The sequence below is a fragment of the Novosphingobium kaempferiae genome (assembly GCF_021227995.1).
GTDB classification, from domain to species: Bacteria; Pseudomonadota; Alphaproteobacteria; order Sphingomonadales; family Sphingomonadaceae; genus Novosphingobium; species Novosphingobium kaempferiae.
The window spans coordinates 4,825,539-4,840,620 of the sequence record NZ_CP089301.1; the positions used below are offsets into that span (position 1 = coordinate 4,825,539).

The 15,082-nt window shown below is 66.2% G+C and carries 11 protein-coding genes; 4 read left to right on the forward strand and 7 right to left on the reverse strand.

What is annotated here, in order from left to right:
- Window positions 1-231: 231 nt before the first annotated feature.
- Window positions 232-765: a TetR/AcrR family transcriptional regulator gene (locus tag LO787_RS21895; protein WP_232493093.1), complete on the reverse strand. Its 534-nt coding sequence runs from the start codon at window positions 763-765 to the stop codon at window positions 232-234.
- A gap of 162 nt (window positions 766-927) precedes the next feature.
- Between LO787_RS21895 and LO787_RS21900 the strand changes: the two genes are divergently transcribed.
- Window positions 928-1,848: an SDR family oxidoreductase gene (locus tag LO787_RS21900; protein WP_232493094.1), complete on the forward strand. Its 921-nt coding sequence runs from the start codon at window positions 928-930 to the stop codon at window positions 1,846-1,848.
- Between the two features lie 10 nt (window positions 1,849-1,858).
- The gene (locus tag LO787_RS21905; protein WP_232493095.1) at window positions 1,859-2,980 is read left to right on the forward strand and encodes a metallophosphoesterase; all 1,122 of its coding nucleotides are present in this window, start codon (window positions 1,859-1,861) and stop codon (window positions 2,978-2,980) included.
- On the opposite strand, the gene LO787_RS21910 is transcribed toward LO787_RS21905, so the two are convergent.
- A complete protein-coding gene (locus LO787_RS21910; protein WP_232493096.1) occupies window positions 2,977-3,267 on the reverse strand; it encodes a hypothetical protein in 291 nt (96 codons plus the stop codon). The genes LO787_RS21905 and LO787_RS21910 overlap by 4 nt on opposite strands.
- 184 nt (window positions 3,268-3,451) lie before the next feature.
- Between LO787_RS21910 and LO787_RS21915 the strand changes: the two genes are divergently transcribed.
- Window positions 3,452-3,673: a hypothetical protein gene (locus tag LO787_RS21915; RefSeq protein ID WP_232493097.1), complete on the forward strand. Its 222-nt coding sequence runs from the start codon at window positions 3,452-3,454 to the stop codon at window positions 3,671-3,673.
- A 331-nt stretch (window positions 3,674-4,004) separates the two neighbouring features.
- On the opposite strand, the gene proP is transcribed toward LO787_RS21915, so the two are convergent.
- Complete coding sequence (gene proP / locus LO787_RS21920; RefSeq protein WP_232493098.1) at window positions 4,005-5,528, reverse strand: glycine betaine/L-proline transporter ProP; 1,524 nt, start codon at window positions 5,526-5,528, stop codon at window positions 4,005-4,007.
- Window positions 5,529-5,854: 326 nt separating this feature from the next.
- Between proP and LO787_RS21925 the strand changes: the two genes are divergently transcribed.
- Complete coding sequence (locus LO787_RS21925; RefSeq protein WP_232493099.1) at window positions 5,855-7,066, forward strand: phospholipase A; 1,212 nt, start codon at window positions 5,855-5,857, stop codon at window positions 7,064-7,066.
- A 334-nt stretch (window positions 7,067-7,400) separates the two neighbouring features.
- Here the strand turns inward: LO787_RS21925 and LO787_RS21930 are convergent, their stop codons facing one another.
- Genes LO787_RS21930 through LO787_RS21945 form a run of 4 tightly spaced genes read right to left on the reverse strand, consistent with a single transcriptional unit; the run spans window position 7,401 to window position 14,882 of the window.
- A complete protein-coding gene (locus LO787_RS21930) occupies window positions 7,401-9,245 on the reverse strand; it encodes an acetyl-CoA hydrolase/transferase C-terminal domain-containing protein (RefSeq protein WP_232493100.1) in 1,845 nt (614 codons plus the stop codon).
- Entirely contained in the window at window positions 9,242-11,335 is a 2,094-nt protein-coding gene (locus LO787_RS21935) for a 3-hydroxyacyl-CoA dehydrogenase NAD-binding domain-containing protein (protein ID WP_232493101.1), read from the reverse strand. Before LO787_RS21935 ends, LO787_RS21930 begins: the two co-directional genes overlap by 4 nt.
- The gene (locus LO787_RS21940) at window positions 11,332-12,639 is read right to left on the reverse strand and encodes an acetyl-CoA C-acetyltransferase (protein WP_232493102.1); all 1,308 of its coding nucleotides are present in this window, start codon (window positions 12,637-12,639) and stop codon (window positions 11,332-11,334) included. Before LO787_RS21940 ends, LO787_RS21935 begins: the two co-directional genes overlap by 4 nt.
- Window positions 12,636-14,882: an acyl-CoA dehydrogenase gene (locus LO787_RS21945; RefSeq protein ID WP_232493103.1), complete on the reverse strand. Its 2,247-nt coding sequence runs from the start codon at window positions 14,880-14,882 to the stop codon at window positions 12,636-12,638. Before LO787_RS21945 ends, LO787_RS21940 begins: the two co-directional genes overlap by 4 nt.
- Window positions 14,883-15,082: the final 200 nt, after the last annotated feature.

Sequence of the window (15,082 nt, forward strand, 5' to 3'; positions counted from 1 at the left end):
CGCGCTTCGGGAGCGGGATGGGCCATGTTGGCCACGACCGCCAGTTCATGAGCATCTTCGCCAATGCCTGGTCAGCCGGGCAGTAGGTCTTCATAAACCGTGTGGTGAACGACAACTCATCGCGTCACTTGGTCGAGAGCTTCACATAGCGGGCATCTCGGCTGCGTCGGGGCTGGCAGAAAACTCATATGCCTGCCGCCAACCGGCCGGTCGTCCATCAGCCATTGCGGGCTATTCGCGGCCGCCCGAGGTTTGGCTGACGACTTGGCGCAAGGCGGCGAACGCAGCCTTGCCGAAAGTGTCGGGACCGGTGTTGGGCTCTGCCAGCCAGGCTTGGGTCGACAGTTTCAGAATACCGATCGCGGTCGTAGCGGTGACGCGGCATTCGAGGTCATTCTCCGAGCGTCCCTTCTGCTCGGCAAGTGCCTTAGCGAGGACGCGCTCGACCTTCTCGTACTTGGCTTGGTCTCCGGCGCTCAGGGCCGGGGTGTCCTGGATGAGCCTGGCAAGGTTGCGAGCGGGTTCCGAGATGTGACGTGCCGCCAGTTCCACAAACGCATTCTCGACCATGTCCAGCAACGGCTCTTCGACTGGTCGCCGCCCGATCGCCTCAGCAACGAGCGCCGGAAAATCGGCCTTGGTGGAGAAGACGATCTCCTCCTTCGATCCGAAATAATGGAACAGACTGCGGCGCGAGACGTCTGCAGCTGCAGCGATGTCGTCGAGCGTCGTCGCCTCGAACCCGTGCTCGAGGAACAGGCGCATGGCTTCTTCCTGGATGCGCGCAAGGGTCTGCGACCGTTTGCGCTCGCGCAGGCCGACCGGAACGGGTGAGATTGTTTCTTGCACTTCTTGTATATTTGCACTGAGTGCACAATATCGCGCCCAGTGCCCTCCTGTGGCTGATCGATGCGAAGGATAGCAAATATGGCGAGCTGGACCACCAAGGATATTCCCGACCAGTCCGGCAGGCTGGCGATCGTCACCGGCGCGACGGGAGGCCTGGGTCTGGAGACGGCGCTTGCCCTGGCGGGAGCCGGGGCCGAGGTGATCCTCGCAGGCCGCAACCCGGACAAGGGGAGTACCGCCGAAACGCTGATCCGCAGCCGTCACCCCGGTGCTCGGGTACGCTTTGATCTCGTCGATCTCGCCAGTCTGGGCTCGGTACGCGATTTTGCCGAAAGGCAACTGGCGGCAGGGCGCCCGATCGATATCATCGTCAATAACGCCGGCATCATGGCGTTGCCCCGGCGCGAAGCCACGATCGATGGCCATGAGATGCAGTTCGCAACCAATTATCTCTCGCATTTCGCACTGACCGGGCGGCTCTTGCCGCTTCTGATCGCGGGCAGGGCGCGCGTGGTCGAGGTCTCCAGCATTGCCCATCGCAGCGGCAGCATCCGGATCGAAGACCTCGAGTATGTGCAAGGTTACAAGCCCTGGCCGGTCTATGCGCAGTCCAAGCTTGCGATGCTGATGTTCGCGCTCGAGCTTGATCGGCGCAGTAACGCCAAGGGCTGGCGGCTCACCAGCGTCGCGGCGCACCCTGGCGCTGCTGCCACCGACCTGATCGCCAACGGCCCGGGACCGGGCAGTCGGCTGATGGCCTGGGGCGGCTCGATCGCGCTCAAGCTGATCGGCCATTCCGCCGCTGACGGCGCATTGCCGCAAGTGATGGCAGCGACCATGCCGAGCATCCGCGGAGGCCAGTATTTCGGGCCTCAGGGTCTGCGTGAACTGAAGGGGCCGCCGGGGCCCGGCAAGATCGAACCACAGGCGCTGGATGCCGACGTTGCCGCACAGCTCTGGTCCCGGTCCGAAGCACTGACCGGCGTGACCTTCGGCTGAACCACAGAAGATGTTCCATCTGATCTTCGCACTGCCGTGGGCTTACGTCGTTGCGCGCACGCTGCTGCCGCTTCCCTTGGCGGACGGCATCAAACTGACGGTTGCCCTGGTCCTGCTCGTCGGCTCGCAGTCCCATCTCTGGAGCCGTCTCTCATCGGGATCGGTCTTCAGCCCGGAGTTCCCGCGCCCGTTCATCATCGTGCTCAACTGGCTGTTCGGGGGCATTGCCCTGCTGGCCGTCTTCCAGATCGCACTCGACGCGGTGAGGCTGGTCGCAACGATCGCAGGGGTAGGCGGCGCGGCGCCTTGGGTCGAAGCGCGGTATGCCATTGCCGGGATGGCTTTCCTGTTGGCGGCGATCGGCGTGTGGCAGGCCATCGGCGTGCCGCGCCTGCGTAAGGTCTCGATAGCGATCCCGAACCTTCCTGCTGCCTTCGAGGGCTATGCCCTTGTCCACCTCACCGACCTGCATATCAGCAGGCTCTTTCCTGCGAACTGGACCCACGCCGTGGTCGCGGCGACCAATCGTCTGGAGCCTGACCTGATCCTGATAACGGGGGACGTGATCGACGGCAGCGTCGAGAACCGGCGTGCGGGCGTTGAACCCCTGCGCGGACTGAGCGCGCGCGATGGGGTCTGGCTCAGCCCCGGCAACCACGAATATCTCTCCGGTTACGATGCGTGGATGGCGCACCTTGCCTCGCTGGGCATGCGGGTGCTGGCGAATGCTCATGTGGTGATCGAGCGCGGCGAGGGCGCTCTGGTGGTCGCCGGTGTTACCGATCCATCGGCGCGCGGCGTCGGCAAACCGCTCCCGGACCTCGGGAAGGCTCTGGATGGGGCGCCGTCTGGCGCACCGATCATCCTGCTCGATCACGAGCCCGGGCAGGCGCGCGAGGCTGCAAAGCGCGGTGTTGCGCTGCAACTGTCGGGGCACACCCATGGCGGCATGAGCGTCGGGCTCGACCGTCTGGTCGCGCGGGGCAATGGCGGCTTCGTCTCGGGGCGCTACACCGTTGGCGACATGGCCCTCTACGTCAACAATGGCACTGGCATCTGGCCCGGCTTTGCGCTAAGGCTGGGCAGGCCTTCCGAACTGACCTTGATCACCTTGCGCTGTGCGACCAGTTAACCACGCTGCCATAGATCGAGGGGTTCCAGGCCAATCTGTTTCAGGATTTTTAGCAAATTCGCCCATTTCGGCACGATGATGCCGGGCGCATCGTGCAGGTCGGTCAGGCCCAAGTCTGGCGTGAAGCTCCGGGCGGCCCCCTCCATTCTAGGATAACGAAAATGACCGCCCTGACCGCGTAGGTTCTGGCGGGCCAAGCGATAGACGATACCCTTGCGCTCGAAATCCCGATCTCCGCCGATCTGACCGTCACCCACAACGCGCGGTTCGATCGACCGACGGTCCATCGCAGGCTGGCTGCGTTCGCCAGCAAGGCCTGAGCCTGTTCGGTGTCCGAACTGGACTGGCTGGCACTCAGCTTTGCGCCGTTTGGCCCGCGCAGCGGCAAGCTCCGATGGACGGGGTGACGGTGGCGGTTGTATTTAGGTAGCTGCATTGCGCTGGACGCTGAGACGCGGCAAGGGCTGGAGCATGTTGATGACTGTCGAAAATTTAAGCCCTGAGCATGATCGGAACTCCGCGATCTATGTCGCTGTGATCGATGGGGCGACCTTTGGTCAGCTTGCCGAACGGTATGGCATCAGCAAGGTCCGGGTGCAGAAGGCCTATGCTCGCGAGCGCACGAACGCCTGGGAAGCGCGCAAGCGAGGTGAGACCAGCTATCTTGATCGGCCCATACCGGCGGACGTTTGAAGCGTGCGGCATTAAAGGCACCGATCCTACGGGGCTCTTGGCTGGAGGGGTGGACGACAGAATTGCGTTCTCAGCCCAGGGGATCTTTCGATCCGGCTTAGATGCGTAAGCGCACGCCATGCCACCCGCGATCGAGCCAGTCATTCCACTGCTTCGGATAAGAATCCAGCTTGGAACGGCGAAGCATAGGTCGTCAGGGCATCTGCCGCGCACCCCTTCTGCCGTGTGGAGAACCTGTGTTGGTCGATCTCGGGAAACTTCGACCTTCCACAAGGTAATCGTCTTCGAAGGAGAAGGGATATGGGGGACGAGCGCCGGAACCGGTTGATACCTAGGCCAGCCCGCGCGCGGGTACCATTGCGCCCATACCCGGCCGGCCGTTCCGCCGTTCGTCCCCGTCCGGCGTCTGCCCCGGCAGGGCGGTATCGACCGTGACCGGCTCGTCGCTCTTCGCCAGTGCGACGGCTTCCGCCTGCGATCCCACGGCGGGGGGCGATCCGCGCAGGGGCATGCCCGCCGTCTCCTTCACCGTCAGCATCGTCAGCAGCCCGATCGCGGCAGCACCCATCAGGTAATAGGCGGGCACCAGCGGATCGCCGGTCTTCTCGACCAGCCAGGCGGTCAGCAGCGGCGTGGTGCCGCCGAACAGCGAGACAGAGACGTTGAACGCGATCGACAGCGCGCTGTAGCGCACCGGCGTGTAGAACAGCGCGGGCAGCGTCGAGGGCATCGAACTGGTGAAGCACACCAGCGTCACGCCCAGCAGCATGAGGCCAAGGAAGATCAGCGCGTCGTTGCCCGTGCCGATCAGCAGCATGCACGGGATCGACAGCACGATCAGCGCGGCGCAGGCGCCGATGATCATCGGGCGGCGGCCCAGACGGTCGCTGAACAGGCCGCCGATGACGTTGAGCGGCGTCATCACCACCATGACGAGGATGATGAGCAGCAGTCCCTTGCTTGTCGCATAGCCCATCGTCACGCTGAGATAGTTGGGCATGTAGGTCAGCAGCATGTAGTCGGTGACGTTGAACACAAGCACCAGCCCCACGCATTTCAGCAGCTGCGCGCGGTGGACGCGGAACAGGTCGCCCAGCTTCGGGCGGTCGACCTCGCGCTTGTCGACTTCCTCGGCATAGGCCTGGAAGGCAGGTGTCTCCTCCAGTTTCAGGCGCATGTAGAGGCCCAGCAGGCCGAGCGGCCCGGCGACGAGGAACGGGATGCGCCAGCCCCATGCCAGCATGTCGGCGGGGCTCAGCGTCATCTGCAATGCAGTGACGGTGCCCGCGCCCGCGATGTACCCGCCCAGCGTCCCGAATTCGAGCCAGCTGCCCATCTGTCCGCGCCGCCGGTCGGTGGAATATTCGGCGATGAAGGTCGCCGCGCCGCCATATTCGCCGCCGGTGGAGAAGCCTTGCAGCAGTCGCGCCGCCAGGAGCAGCAGCGGCGCCGCGATGCCGATCTGCGCATAGGACGGGATCAGCCCGATCGCGAAGGTGCCCGCCGCCATCAGGATCATCGTCAGCGCCAGGATCTTGTGGCGGCCGTAGCGGTCGCCCAGCGGACCGAACACCAGACCGCCCAGCGGCCGTACCAGAAACGCCGCCGTGAACGTCGCGAACGTCGCGATCAGCTGCACGCTGGCGCTGCCCGAAGGGAAGAAGACGTGGCCCAGCGTGATGGCGATGTAGCCGTAGACGCCGAAGTCGAACCACTCCATCGCATTGCCGAGCGCGGCGGCGCCGACGGCGCGGTTGAGGGTGGATCGGTCGACGACGGTCACGTCGTCCACGGTCAGTTCGCTGCTGCGTTTGAACCAGCCGTACTGGGCGCTGAGCGCCTGGCTAGCGGACATGTCTTTCTCCGGTTTCCGCCGAAAGCGAGCGCGAACAAGGCGCGCGATGCACATGACGGATGAGGCCGACCAGCGGCCATGGATCTGAAGCGACGCCGGGAACGGCATCAAGCGAGTCCGGCGGTCCCTAGAGAGGGAATCGCGCCGAGGGGGAAACGGATGGACGAGCCGTGCGCCCGCCGGGACGAGCCGAGGTTTGCGAGCCGTTTCAACGGCAGAACGCCATGATCGTTCCCCCGAACGGCGGCAGTCCTGTTCTCGCGTTTCGCTGTCGTCTGCCGAATTGCGATGGAAAACCCAGGCCTGCCGGGCCACAAGCTGCGCCCATGAAGACAGCTCCGATATTCGCTGCCGCGCTCGCGCTGGCGACCGCTCTTTCCACCCCCGCCTTCGCGCAGGAGGGGATCGAGACGCTGATCGGGCAGGTCGCCCCCGATGCGCAGGGCGGGGCGCAAGTGGACGTGCGCCTGCTCAACACCGGCACCGCCCCCACAGTCGCCACCCTGCCGGAAACCGTCGAGGCCCGTCTGGCCCATGCGGGCGCCTTCGGAACCGGGCGCACCGTCATCCTGCGCCGCGACCCGGACGGCTCCGCCGCGCCGACGATCGCCCCGGGCAGCTTCGCGACCGTGCGCTACCGCCTTGCCGCCGACGGCTTCGAGAACGGCGCGCTGCTCTCGGTGCCCGCGTGGGGCGGGCAGTCGGTGACGCTGGCGGCGGCGGTAACGCCGGAGGGCGCTCCGCAGGTCGCCGCCACGACGGCTACGCCGCCGCCGCCGGTCCCGGCCACACCGCCGCCCAGCGACCGCACCGTGGGCAACGCCTTCCTCGCCAACCTCAGCGCCAACGAGCCGATCTACGCCGTCTACGGCCCGGGCACCAATGACGAGGCGCGCATCCAGCTCAGCTTCCGCTACCAGCTGTTCGGCAGCCGCGCGAGGGAAGGGCGCAAGTCGCTCGGCGACGGCCTCTATTTCGCCTATACCCAGCGCATGTTCTGGGATCTGGGCGCCAAGTCCTCGCCGTTCCGCAACATCGATTTCCAGCCCGAGGTGTTCTACGTCACCCCGCCCAAGGCACTGTCGGAAGCCGCCACGGTCAGCGCCCAGATCGGCCTGCGCCACGAATCCAACGGGCGCGACGGCGATTTCTCGCGCAGCCTCAACACCGTCTACATCGCGCCGATGGCCGCGTTCTCGCTCGGCGGCGACGTGCGCCTGACGGTGGCCCCGCGCGCGTGGTTCTACGCGGGCGACCTGTCGGACAACCCGGACATCCGCCGCTATCGCGGCAACACCGGCCTGTTCGCCGAGATCGGCGAGGAGAACGGGTTGCGCCTCTCGATCTCCAGCCGGTTCAACCTCGGCAGCGGCAAGGGCGCGATCTCGGCGGACCTGTCCTACCCGCTGCGGCGCCTGCTGGGCGGCGGTCCGGACTTCTACCTCTTCGCGCAGAGCTTCACCGGCTACGGCGAGAACCTGCTCGACTACAACAAGCGCATCAGCCGCCTGCGTCTGGGGGTTGCGCTGGTGCGGTGAGGGTTCTGCATGGGGCTTGTTCCAGCATGGTCATACCCTGATAAACCAATGAAGTGCTCGGCCGCGCCGATCTTGAACCAGAGCCGGATGTCCGCTGATATCCTGAGGGCATGATCTGATCGAATAATTGGGCTGCCACAAAAAACCAACGCCGTCCTGGATGAAGGTCGAGGTCGCCTGCGCGATGATCGCCGTGGTTCCCCACGCGCTGCGGTCTCTCTTCTTCGCCGTCATTATGGCTTTCGCACTTCTGTTGAGTGCTTCAGTTTCCCGAGACGAAAGCCGTCTCGCTTGAAGAATTGCCATGAAGTGAAAGGACTTCGGCACTGAGTTGTCAGGTAGCCCCTGACATCTCTTCACGGCGCAGGGCGGCAAGGACGAGCGCGCGATAGCTGCGTTCGCGCAGGCCATGCGGCTCGGCCAGGCCCATGCGGTCGAGCGCTTCGGTCTCGGCTTTCGTCGCCGCAGCACCGGTCAGGCCTTTTGCCATCAGTCCCGCCAGGCCGGATGGGTGATGCGCGATTTCTCCAAGATGTTGCAGTGCGGGAAGCAGCAGCTGTTCGACGCGCGTGAAATCTGTGCCAAAGGGGTAGGGCGGGAAGTCCGAAGCGGGCAGGGCAACCGCAAGCTCCTCCGGGAGATTGCGCCGATGGACATCGCCCGGCATCCAGTCCGGTGCCAGCTTGCCTGCGTCACGTGCGACGTCCATCAGTTCTTCCTGAAATCGGCTGTCGGCCACGGCGACGAGGCGCCGTACTACCTGTTCGTCGCTCACGCCGCGCAAGTCGGCGATACCGTACTCGGTGACGACGATGTCGCGCAGATGCCGCGGGATCGTTTCATGAGCGTAGGACCACACGATATTGGAGCGCAGCTCGCCGTCATGCACCCGCGTCGCGGGAAGGGTGATGATGGAGCGCGCGCCTTCGAGTTCGAGGGCCTGCGCGACAAAGTTGTACTGGCCGCCGACGCCGCTTACCACGCGGCCGTCTTCCAAAGCGTCCGACACCGTCGCGCCCAGCAATGTCACCATCATCGCGCTGTTGACGAAACGGGCGCCGACGCGGCCTGCGCGCTTGCCCTCTTCGTCGCCGTAGAGCGCATTGATCCAGGAGATTTCGCGCATCTGGATGCGGGCGCGGGTGTTCTCGTCCATCTCGCGCAACGCTGCATAGAAGTTGCGCGGACCGATGAAGAAGCCGCCGTGCAGCACCGCCCCTTCGACCTCGCGCCTGAGGATGCCGGCGCGCAGCAGTTGGAGGAAGCCATCGACCAGCATCTCGGTCGGTGCGTAAAGACCGTGCTCGAACGGCGAGGCTTCGATCGGAGGGCGGGCGCCCACAGTGATCTCGGCCAGCGTGCGGGCGAACGTGTCGGGCTCGCGGTCCCTGCAGATCAGGGCATACGCCACGGCATCGCCTATCTCGCCAATGCCGATCTGGAGTGAGCCGCCGTCAGGCACCAGAGAGGCGACATGCAGGCCGATCGCGTGCTGCGCTGGACTGATCGGCTGCTTGGGGGGCCCGAAAAGGGGAAAGCGCGTTTCGGCGCTGTCGAGGATCATCGCGAAACGCGCGGCGGGCAGGTCGGCGGGGCCGGTCATGAACGGCAGTTCGTCATTGACCTGCCCGACCAGCAGGAAGTCCGCCTTCCCCGCATCACGCGCAGCGAGCAGGTCCAGCGTCATGTCGGTGTTGCAGCTCAGGCTGAAACGTTCGCCGCGACGGGCGACGATTTGCGCGATGACGTTGACGCCCTGATCGATGAGGCAGCGCATGGCGTGGGTGTAGTTGACCGAGATGTAGCCGCGCTGCGCCTCGTCATTGCCGAGACGGCTGCCGGCCTGGAAGAAGAACTCGTTGACTTCGATGTTGGGCGGCATGTCCCCAGAGCGCTGGGCGGCGGCATAAGCGAATTCGGGATAGCCGCCCATCGTCCGCTCGAACACCGGTTCCAGAAACCGGCGTTCCAGTTCGCTGCCGAGGCGCGGGGGTTCCAGCGTCAGGGCGGTGAAGATGGTCAGGTGAAGGGCGGGATCGGCGCGCGCCATCTCGAACAGTGCATTGGCGACGTGCGGGGCCTTGCCCAGACCCAGCGGCAGGCCGAGTACGATCCTGCCACCGGTATGCTCGACGATGCGGCGGGCGACTTCTGCGGGGTCGGAAAGACAGAGGCTCACCGCAGGGCATCCCACCCCGCGTCGGGTGCAAAGCGGGCGCCGTGCTCGTGTTCCAGCGCAGACAGCGCGGCGAGGACGTCGTCGATGCCGCGCTGTCTCGCATAATGGATCGGACCGCCGCGAAACGGCGCGAAGCCGGTCCCGAAGATCATCGCCGCATCGATCACGTCCGGATCGTCGCTGACCTTCTCGCGCAGCACCGCGACGGCCGTATTCACCATCGGCAGGACGAGCCGATCGGCCAGTGCCGGATCGGGATCGGGGCTGTTGTCCCTCACCGGCTTGCCGTCGCGCCAGACGTAGATGCCCTTGCCGGTCTTGCGCCCCTTGTCACCAGCGGCAACCCTGTCGGTCAGCCACTGCGGCGCGTCGGGCAGTGCCCAGCCGAGTTCGCGCTTGAGCATCGCCGCAACGTCCAGCGCCACGTCGAGGCCGACTTGATCGGCCAGTTCGAGCGGGCCCGTCGGCATCCCGAAATCGGTCGCTGCGCGGTCGATGGTTTCGGGCGAATGGCCCTCGTCCATCAGGATCAGCGCTTCGGCCAGATAAGGCGTGAGGATGCGGTTGACTATGAAGCCCGGCGCGCTGCGGGCAGGAGCAGGCAGCTTGCCGATATGACCGACGAAAGCACGCGCGGCGGCCTCGACCTCCGGCGCAAGGCGATCGTGCGCGATCACCTCGACCAGATCAAGGCGCGAAACAGGATTGAAGAAGTGAATGCCGACCAGCCGTTCGGGCCATACCAGCCCCTCGCGAAGTTCGGGCAGGGGGATCGAGGAGGTGTTGGTGGCGAGGATCGCCCCTTGCTTCATGCGCGGCTCCGTCTCGGCGTAGAGCGTGCGCTTGAGGTCGGCCTTCTCGGGCGCGGCCTCGATCACGAGGTCGGCCTGCGCGATGCCGAGGCCATCCGGATCGGGGATCAGCCGGTCGAGCGCGTCGCGCACCTGCAAACGGTCACCGTGCGCGATCTTCTCGTAGAGTTTCGCCGCGCGTGCCAGCGCGCCGCCGATGGGCTGCTGCTTCACGTCGGACAGACTGGTGCGCAGGCCCTTCCACGCGCACCATGCGGCGATGTCGCCCCCCATTGCGCCCGCGCCGATGACGTGGACATGGCGGATGGCGCCAGCCTTGTCGGCAAGGCCCTTGAGCGTCTGGCGCAGGAAGAACACGCGGATGAGGTTCTGCGCGGTATCGGTCAGCATCAGCCGCGCGAAGGAGGCGATTTCCGCGCGCTTCATCGCATCAAGGTCGCCGCCATGCTCCTCCCACAAGTCGATCAGGGCATAAGGTGCCGGGTAGTGCGCGGAAGGGGCCTGCTGCTCGGCTTCGACGCGCATCTGGCGGGCGGCGATGCGGCGGGCGGGCGCGCTGTCCTTCGCCCTGTCGAGCAGACCCTGCCGGGCCTGAGGCAGCTTGCCCGCAACGGCCGCATCGACGGCGGCCCGCACGTGCCGCTCGGGCACCAGCGCGTCGATGAGGCCCATCGCCTTCGCCTGCCGGTCATGGATCGCCTTGCCGGTGAGCATCAGGCTCATCGCGGCGATTGGATCGCAGGTATGGGTGAAGCGCGCGGTTCCCCCAAGGCCGGGGTGAAGACCGATCTGCACCTCGGGAAAGCCGAAGCGCGTACCCTCGACGGCGATGCGCTGCGTGCAGGCGAGTGCGATCTCCAGCCCGCCGCCCATCGCATAGCCGTGCATGACCGCGATCGTGGGGATCGTCAGCGCCGCCAGCCGGTCCACTACGGCATGGGCCTTGGCAATATGCTCGCGTATCGCGGCCTCATCAGTGACGCCGCGAAACTCGCCGATGTCCGCGCCCGCAAGAAAGCCCTCGCGCTTGGCTGAACGGATCACCAGCGCCCTGGGCGCGCGCTGTTCGATGCGGTCGAGGATCTGCGCGAATTCCTCCAGCACCTCCTGAGACAAGGTGTTGGCGCCCGAACCCTGCTTGTCGAGAACGGCCCAGGCAACCCCCTGCGCGTCGCGGGTCAGCGTCCAGTGACGTAACCCTTCCGAGGGAACCGGACGCGGGCCGAGCGTCAGGTTGCGGTCTTCGAGGTAGGTCCAGACGGGATCCTGCATGGTCATGCGGCCGCTCCCACGTTTGCAATGCGTTCGATCAGCATGGCGCCGCCCTGGCCCCCGCCGATGCATTCGGTAGCGATGCCGAGTTCGCTGCCATGGCGCTCCATCGCCTGGACCAGATGAAGCGCGATGCGCGCCCCGCTGGCGCCGACCGGATGGCCGAGCGAGATCGCCCCGCCATCGACGTTGATGCGCTCGCGCGCGATGCGCCCCGCCGCGCCGTCGAGGCCGAGCACCGCGCGGCAGAAACCGTCGTCCTCCCACGCGGCAAGGCAGGCGAGGACTTGCGCCGCGAAAGCCTCGTTGAGTTCCCACAGGTCGATGTCGTCGAGGACCAGCCCGCCCCGCTTCAACAGCTCGGTCGCGGCCAGCGCCGGGCCGAGACCCATGATCGCGGGATCGAGCGCCGACCACTGGCTGTCGAGAATCTTCGCGCGTGGCGTCAGCCCGTATCTGGCCAGTGCGTCCTCGGAGGCGAGGATCGTCCAGCAGGCGCCGTCGGTGATCTGCGAGCTGTTGCCCGCCGTGACCTTGCCATAAGGCGGCTCGAAGACCGGGCGGAGCTTCGCCAGCTTGTCGGGCGCGCTGTCGGGTCGGACGCCGTCATCGTGGTCGTGGACAGTCCCGTCCCGCGCGAAGGCGGGGACGAGTTCGCCCTCCAGCCAGCCCTTTGCCTGCGCGCGGGCGAGGCGCTGGTGGCTCTCCACCGCATAGGCATCGGCCTGTTCGCGGCTGATGCCGAACAGGTGCGCGAGCACTTCGGCGGTCTGGCCCATGCCGAGGTCGGTGATGGGGTCGGTCAGCCCCCGCTCCAGGCCAACGACGGGCTTGAGAAAATCGGGCCGGAACCCTGCCGCCGCCTTCAGCTTGCCTAGTGGGCCGTCCTTGTTGCCCTGCATCGCCGCGAGCCATTCCACCGCATCGCGTCGCAACACGAGCGGCGCATGACTGAGCGCTTCGGTGCCCCCCGCCAGGATAAAATCGCTGCCGCCATCGGCGATATAGCGATAGGCGGTGTCCATCGCCTGCATCTCTGAGCCGCAGTTGATCTGGACAGTGAAGGCGCTCGTCTGCGCGCCGCAGCCAAGGCGCAGGGCCGCGACGCGGGCCGGATTGGCCTCGTCGGCAATGACGTTGACGCAGCCGAGGATAACCTGATCGATGTCCTCGGGCGCGAACGGCTGGCGCAGCAGGAGCGGGCGCCCGCACTGCACCGCCAGATCGACCGGGGTGAACGGCCCGGGCCCGCCGCGCACCTTGAGAAATGGCGTGCGGGCGCCATCGACGATGTAGACCGTGCGGCTCATTCGGCGGCCTCGCGCAGCGGGGCTTGTTCGTTGCGGGTCAGTTCCTCGGGCGCGAAATCATCGACGGCGATGACCTCGGCCACCGCCGCGTCCGCCTCGCGCAACTGCTCGCGTTCCGCCTGCGAGATCAGTCCTGCCGCGAGCGCCTGGTCGGCATCGCGGATCCGGGCCTGCTTCATGCGGTCGTGGATCGGCTGGGTGGCGACCGTCTTGCGGAATGCCTCGATCAACCTGGCGACAGCCTCGTCCTCGCCGCCGATGTAGACATTCTCGACCAGCCGATCACGCGCGGGACAGGGTTCCAGCAGGATCGTGGCGGCGCGGCGAATGGTGCGGTCGGTCGGGCCGTTGCGGCGGCGACCGTAAGGCATGATGAACAGCCGCAGCATCCAGCCGACCGGCCGCGCCGGGAAATTCTCGATGATCTGGGCGAAGCTCTGCTCGATGCTGGCAAAGCCGCTCTGCATGCACCAGTCGAGCAGGGGCAGGTCGTCGTCCTGCCGTCCTTCGTCCTCCCAGCGCTTGAGCGCGCCCGAGAGCATGTAGAGTTCGGACAGCACGTCGCCCAGCCGCGCCGAGAGTAGTTCGCGCCGCTTGAGTTCGCCGCCCAGCGTCAGGAACGCGATATCCGAGCAGAACGCGAAGGCAGCGGCGTAGCGGCTCATCTGGCGATAATACCGCGTGGCCTTTCCGGCCTTGGGTGCCGGGGCGAAGACGCCGCCGCTCCAGCTGCGCACGAAGGCGCGGATCGCGGTCTTGAGCGCATGGCCGACATGCTTCCACAGCACCTTGTCGAAATCGGCCAGCGCCCGCCCGCGATTGGCGTCGCCCACCGCGCGGATCTCGTCGAGAAGAAAGGGGTGCGAACGGATCGCGCCCTGTCCGAAGACCATCAGGCTGCGTGTCAGGATGTTCGCGCCCTCGACGGTGATGCCCACCGGGATCGCGCGGTACTGGCCGCCCATGTAGTTACGCGGGCCCTCGATCACCGCCTTGCCGCCGTGGACGTCCATCGCATCGTTGATGACGACGCGCATCCGCTCGGTCGCGTGAAGTTTCAGAATCGACGAGATCACGGCGGGGTGGTTGCCCTGATCCAGCCCCGCGCAGGTCAGCCGCCGCGCGCCGTCGAGCAGGTAGGCATTGCCTGCGATCCGGGCGAGGCGTTCCTGGATGCCCTCGAACCTGCCGATCGGCAGGTTGAACTGCGAGCGCACGCGCGCATAGGCGCCAGTTGTCTGTGCTGCGAAGGCACCCGCCGCTGCCGCCAGCGAGGGAAGCGAGATGCCGCGCCCGGCCGCCAGCGCGCTCATCAGCATCTTCCAGCCCTGGCCAACCCGCTCGGGCCCGCCGATCACGCTGTCGAGCGGGATGAAGACGTCCTTGCCTTCGTTCGGGCCGTTCTGGAAGGTCTGCATCGAGGGGATGTGCCGCCGTCCGATGGTAACGCCGGGCAGATCGGTGGGCACCAGCGCCACGGTGATGCCGATCTCGTCCTGCCCGCCAAGGAGATGCTCGGGATCGCGCAGCTTGAAGGCGAGGCCGAGGATCGTCGCGACGGGGCCCAGCGTGATGTAGCGCTTGTGCCAGTTGAGACGGATGCCGAGCACGTCTTCGCCTTGCCACTCGCCGCGGCAGACCACGCCGTCATCGACCATCGCAGCAGCATCTGACCCGGCCTCGGGGCTGGTAAGGCCGAAGGCGGGGATCTCGCGCCCATCGGCCAGGCGCGGCAGCCAGTGCCGCTGCTGTGCCTCGGTGCCGAAGCGCAGGATGAGCTCACCCGGCCCCAGCGAGTTGGGGACCATCGCCGTCACCGCGCCCGATACCGAGCGGGTAGCGATCTTGCGTACGATCTCGCTGTGCGCGAAGTTCGAGAAGCCGAGGCCACCGTGTTCCTTGGGAATGATGATGCCGAAGAACTTCTCCGCCTTGAGGTAATCCCATGCCTCCGGTGGCAGGTCGCGGGTTTCCCAAGTCATGCGCCAGTCGTCGATCATTCCGCACAGCGTCTCGACCGGGCCGGTCATGAAGGCCTGTTCCTCCGCCGTCAGCGTGGCCGGAGGCACGGCCAGCAGCGCATTCCAGTCAGGGTTGCCGGTGAACAGGGCGGCATCCCACCAGGTGTTCCCGGCATCGATCGCTTCGTTTTCCGTGGCGGACAGCGCGGGGAGGGCGGATTGCACAAGCGACAGCACCGGGCGCGTCAGGACTTCGCGGCGGGCGGTAGTGAAAAACGACATCTTCAGGCTCCTTCTCCGCCGGGAGAAACGCATGAGAGGCGCGCATGATCCGGCCGCCCATGGTCGTGCTCGTCAGCAGCAGGATCGTCTCAGCCCTCCCCAATGGCTCCGTCTTTGGGTTCCTGCTGGATCGTGTGGCTTGATCATGGGGCTCGATCATGTGCCTCGATCATGTAGCGGGCATCCTCGCTGATCGTGGG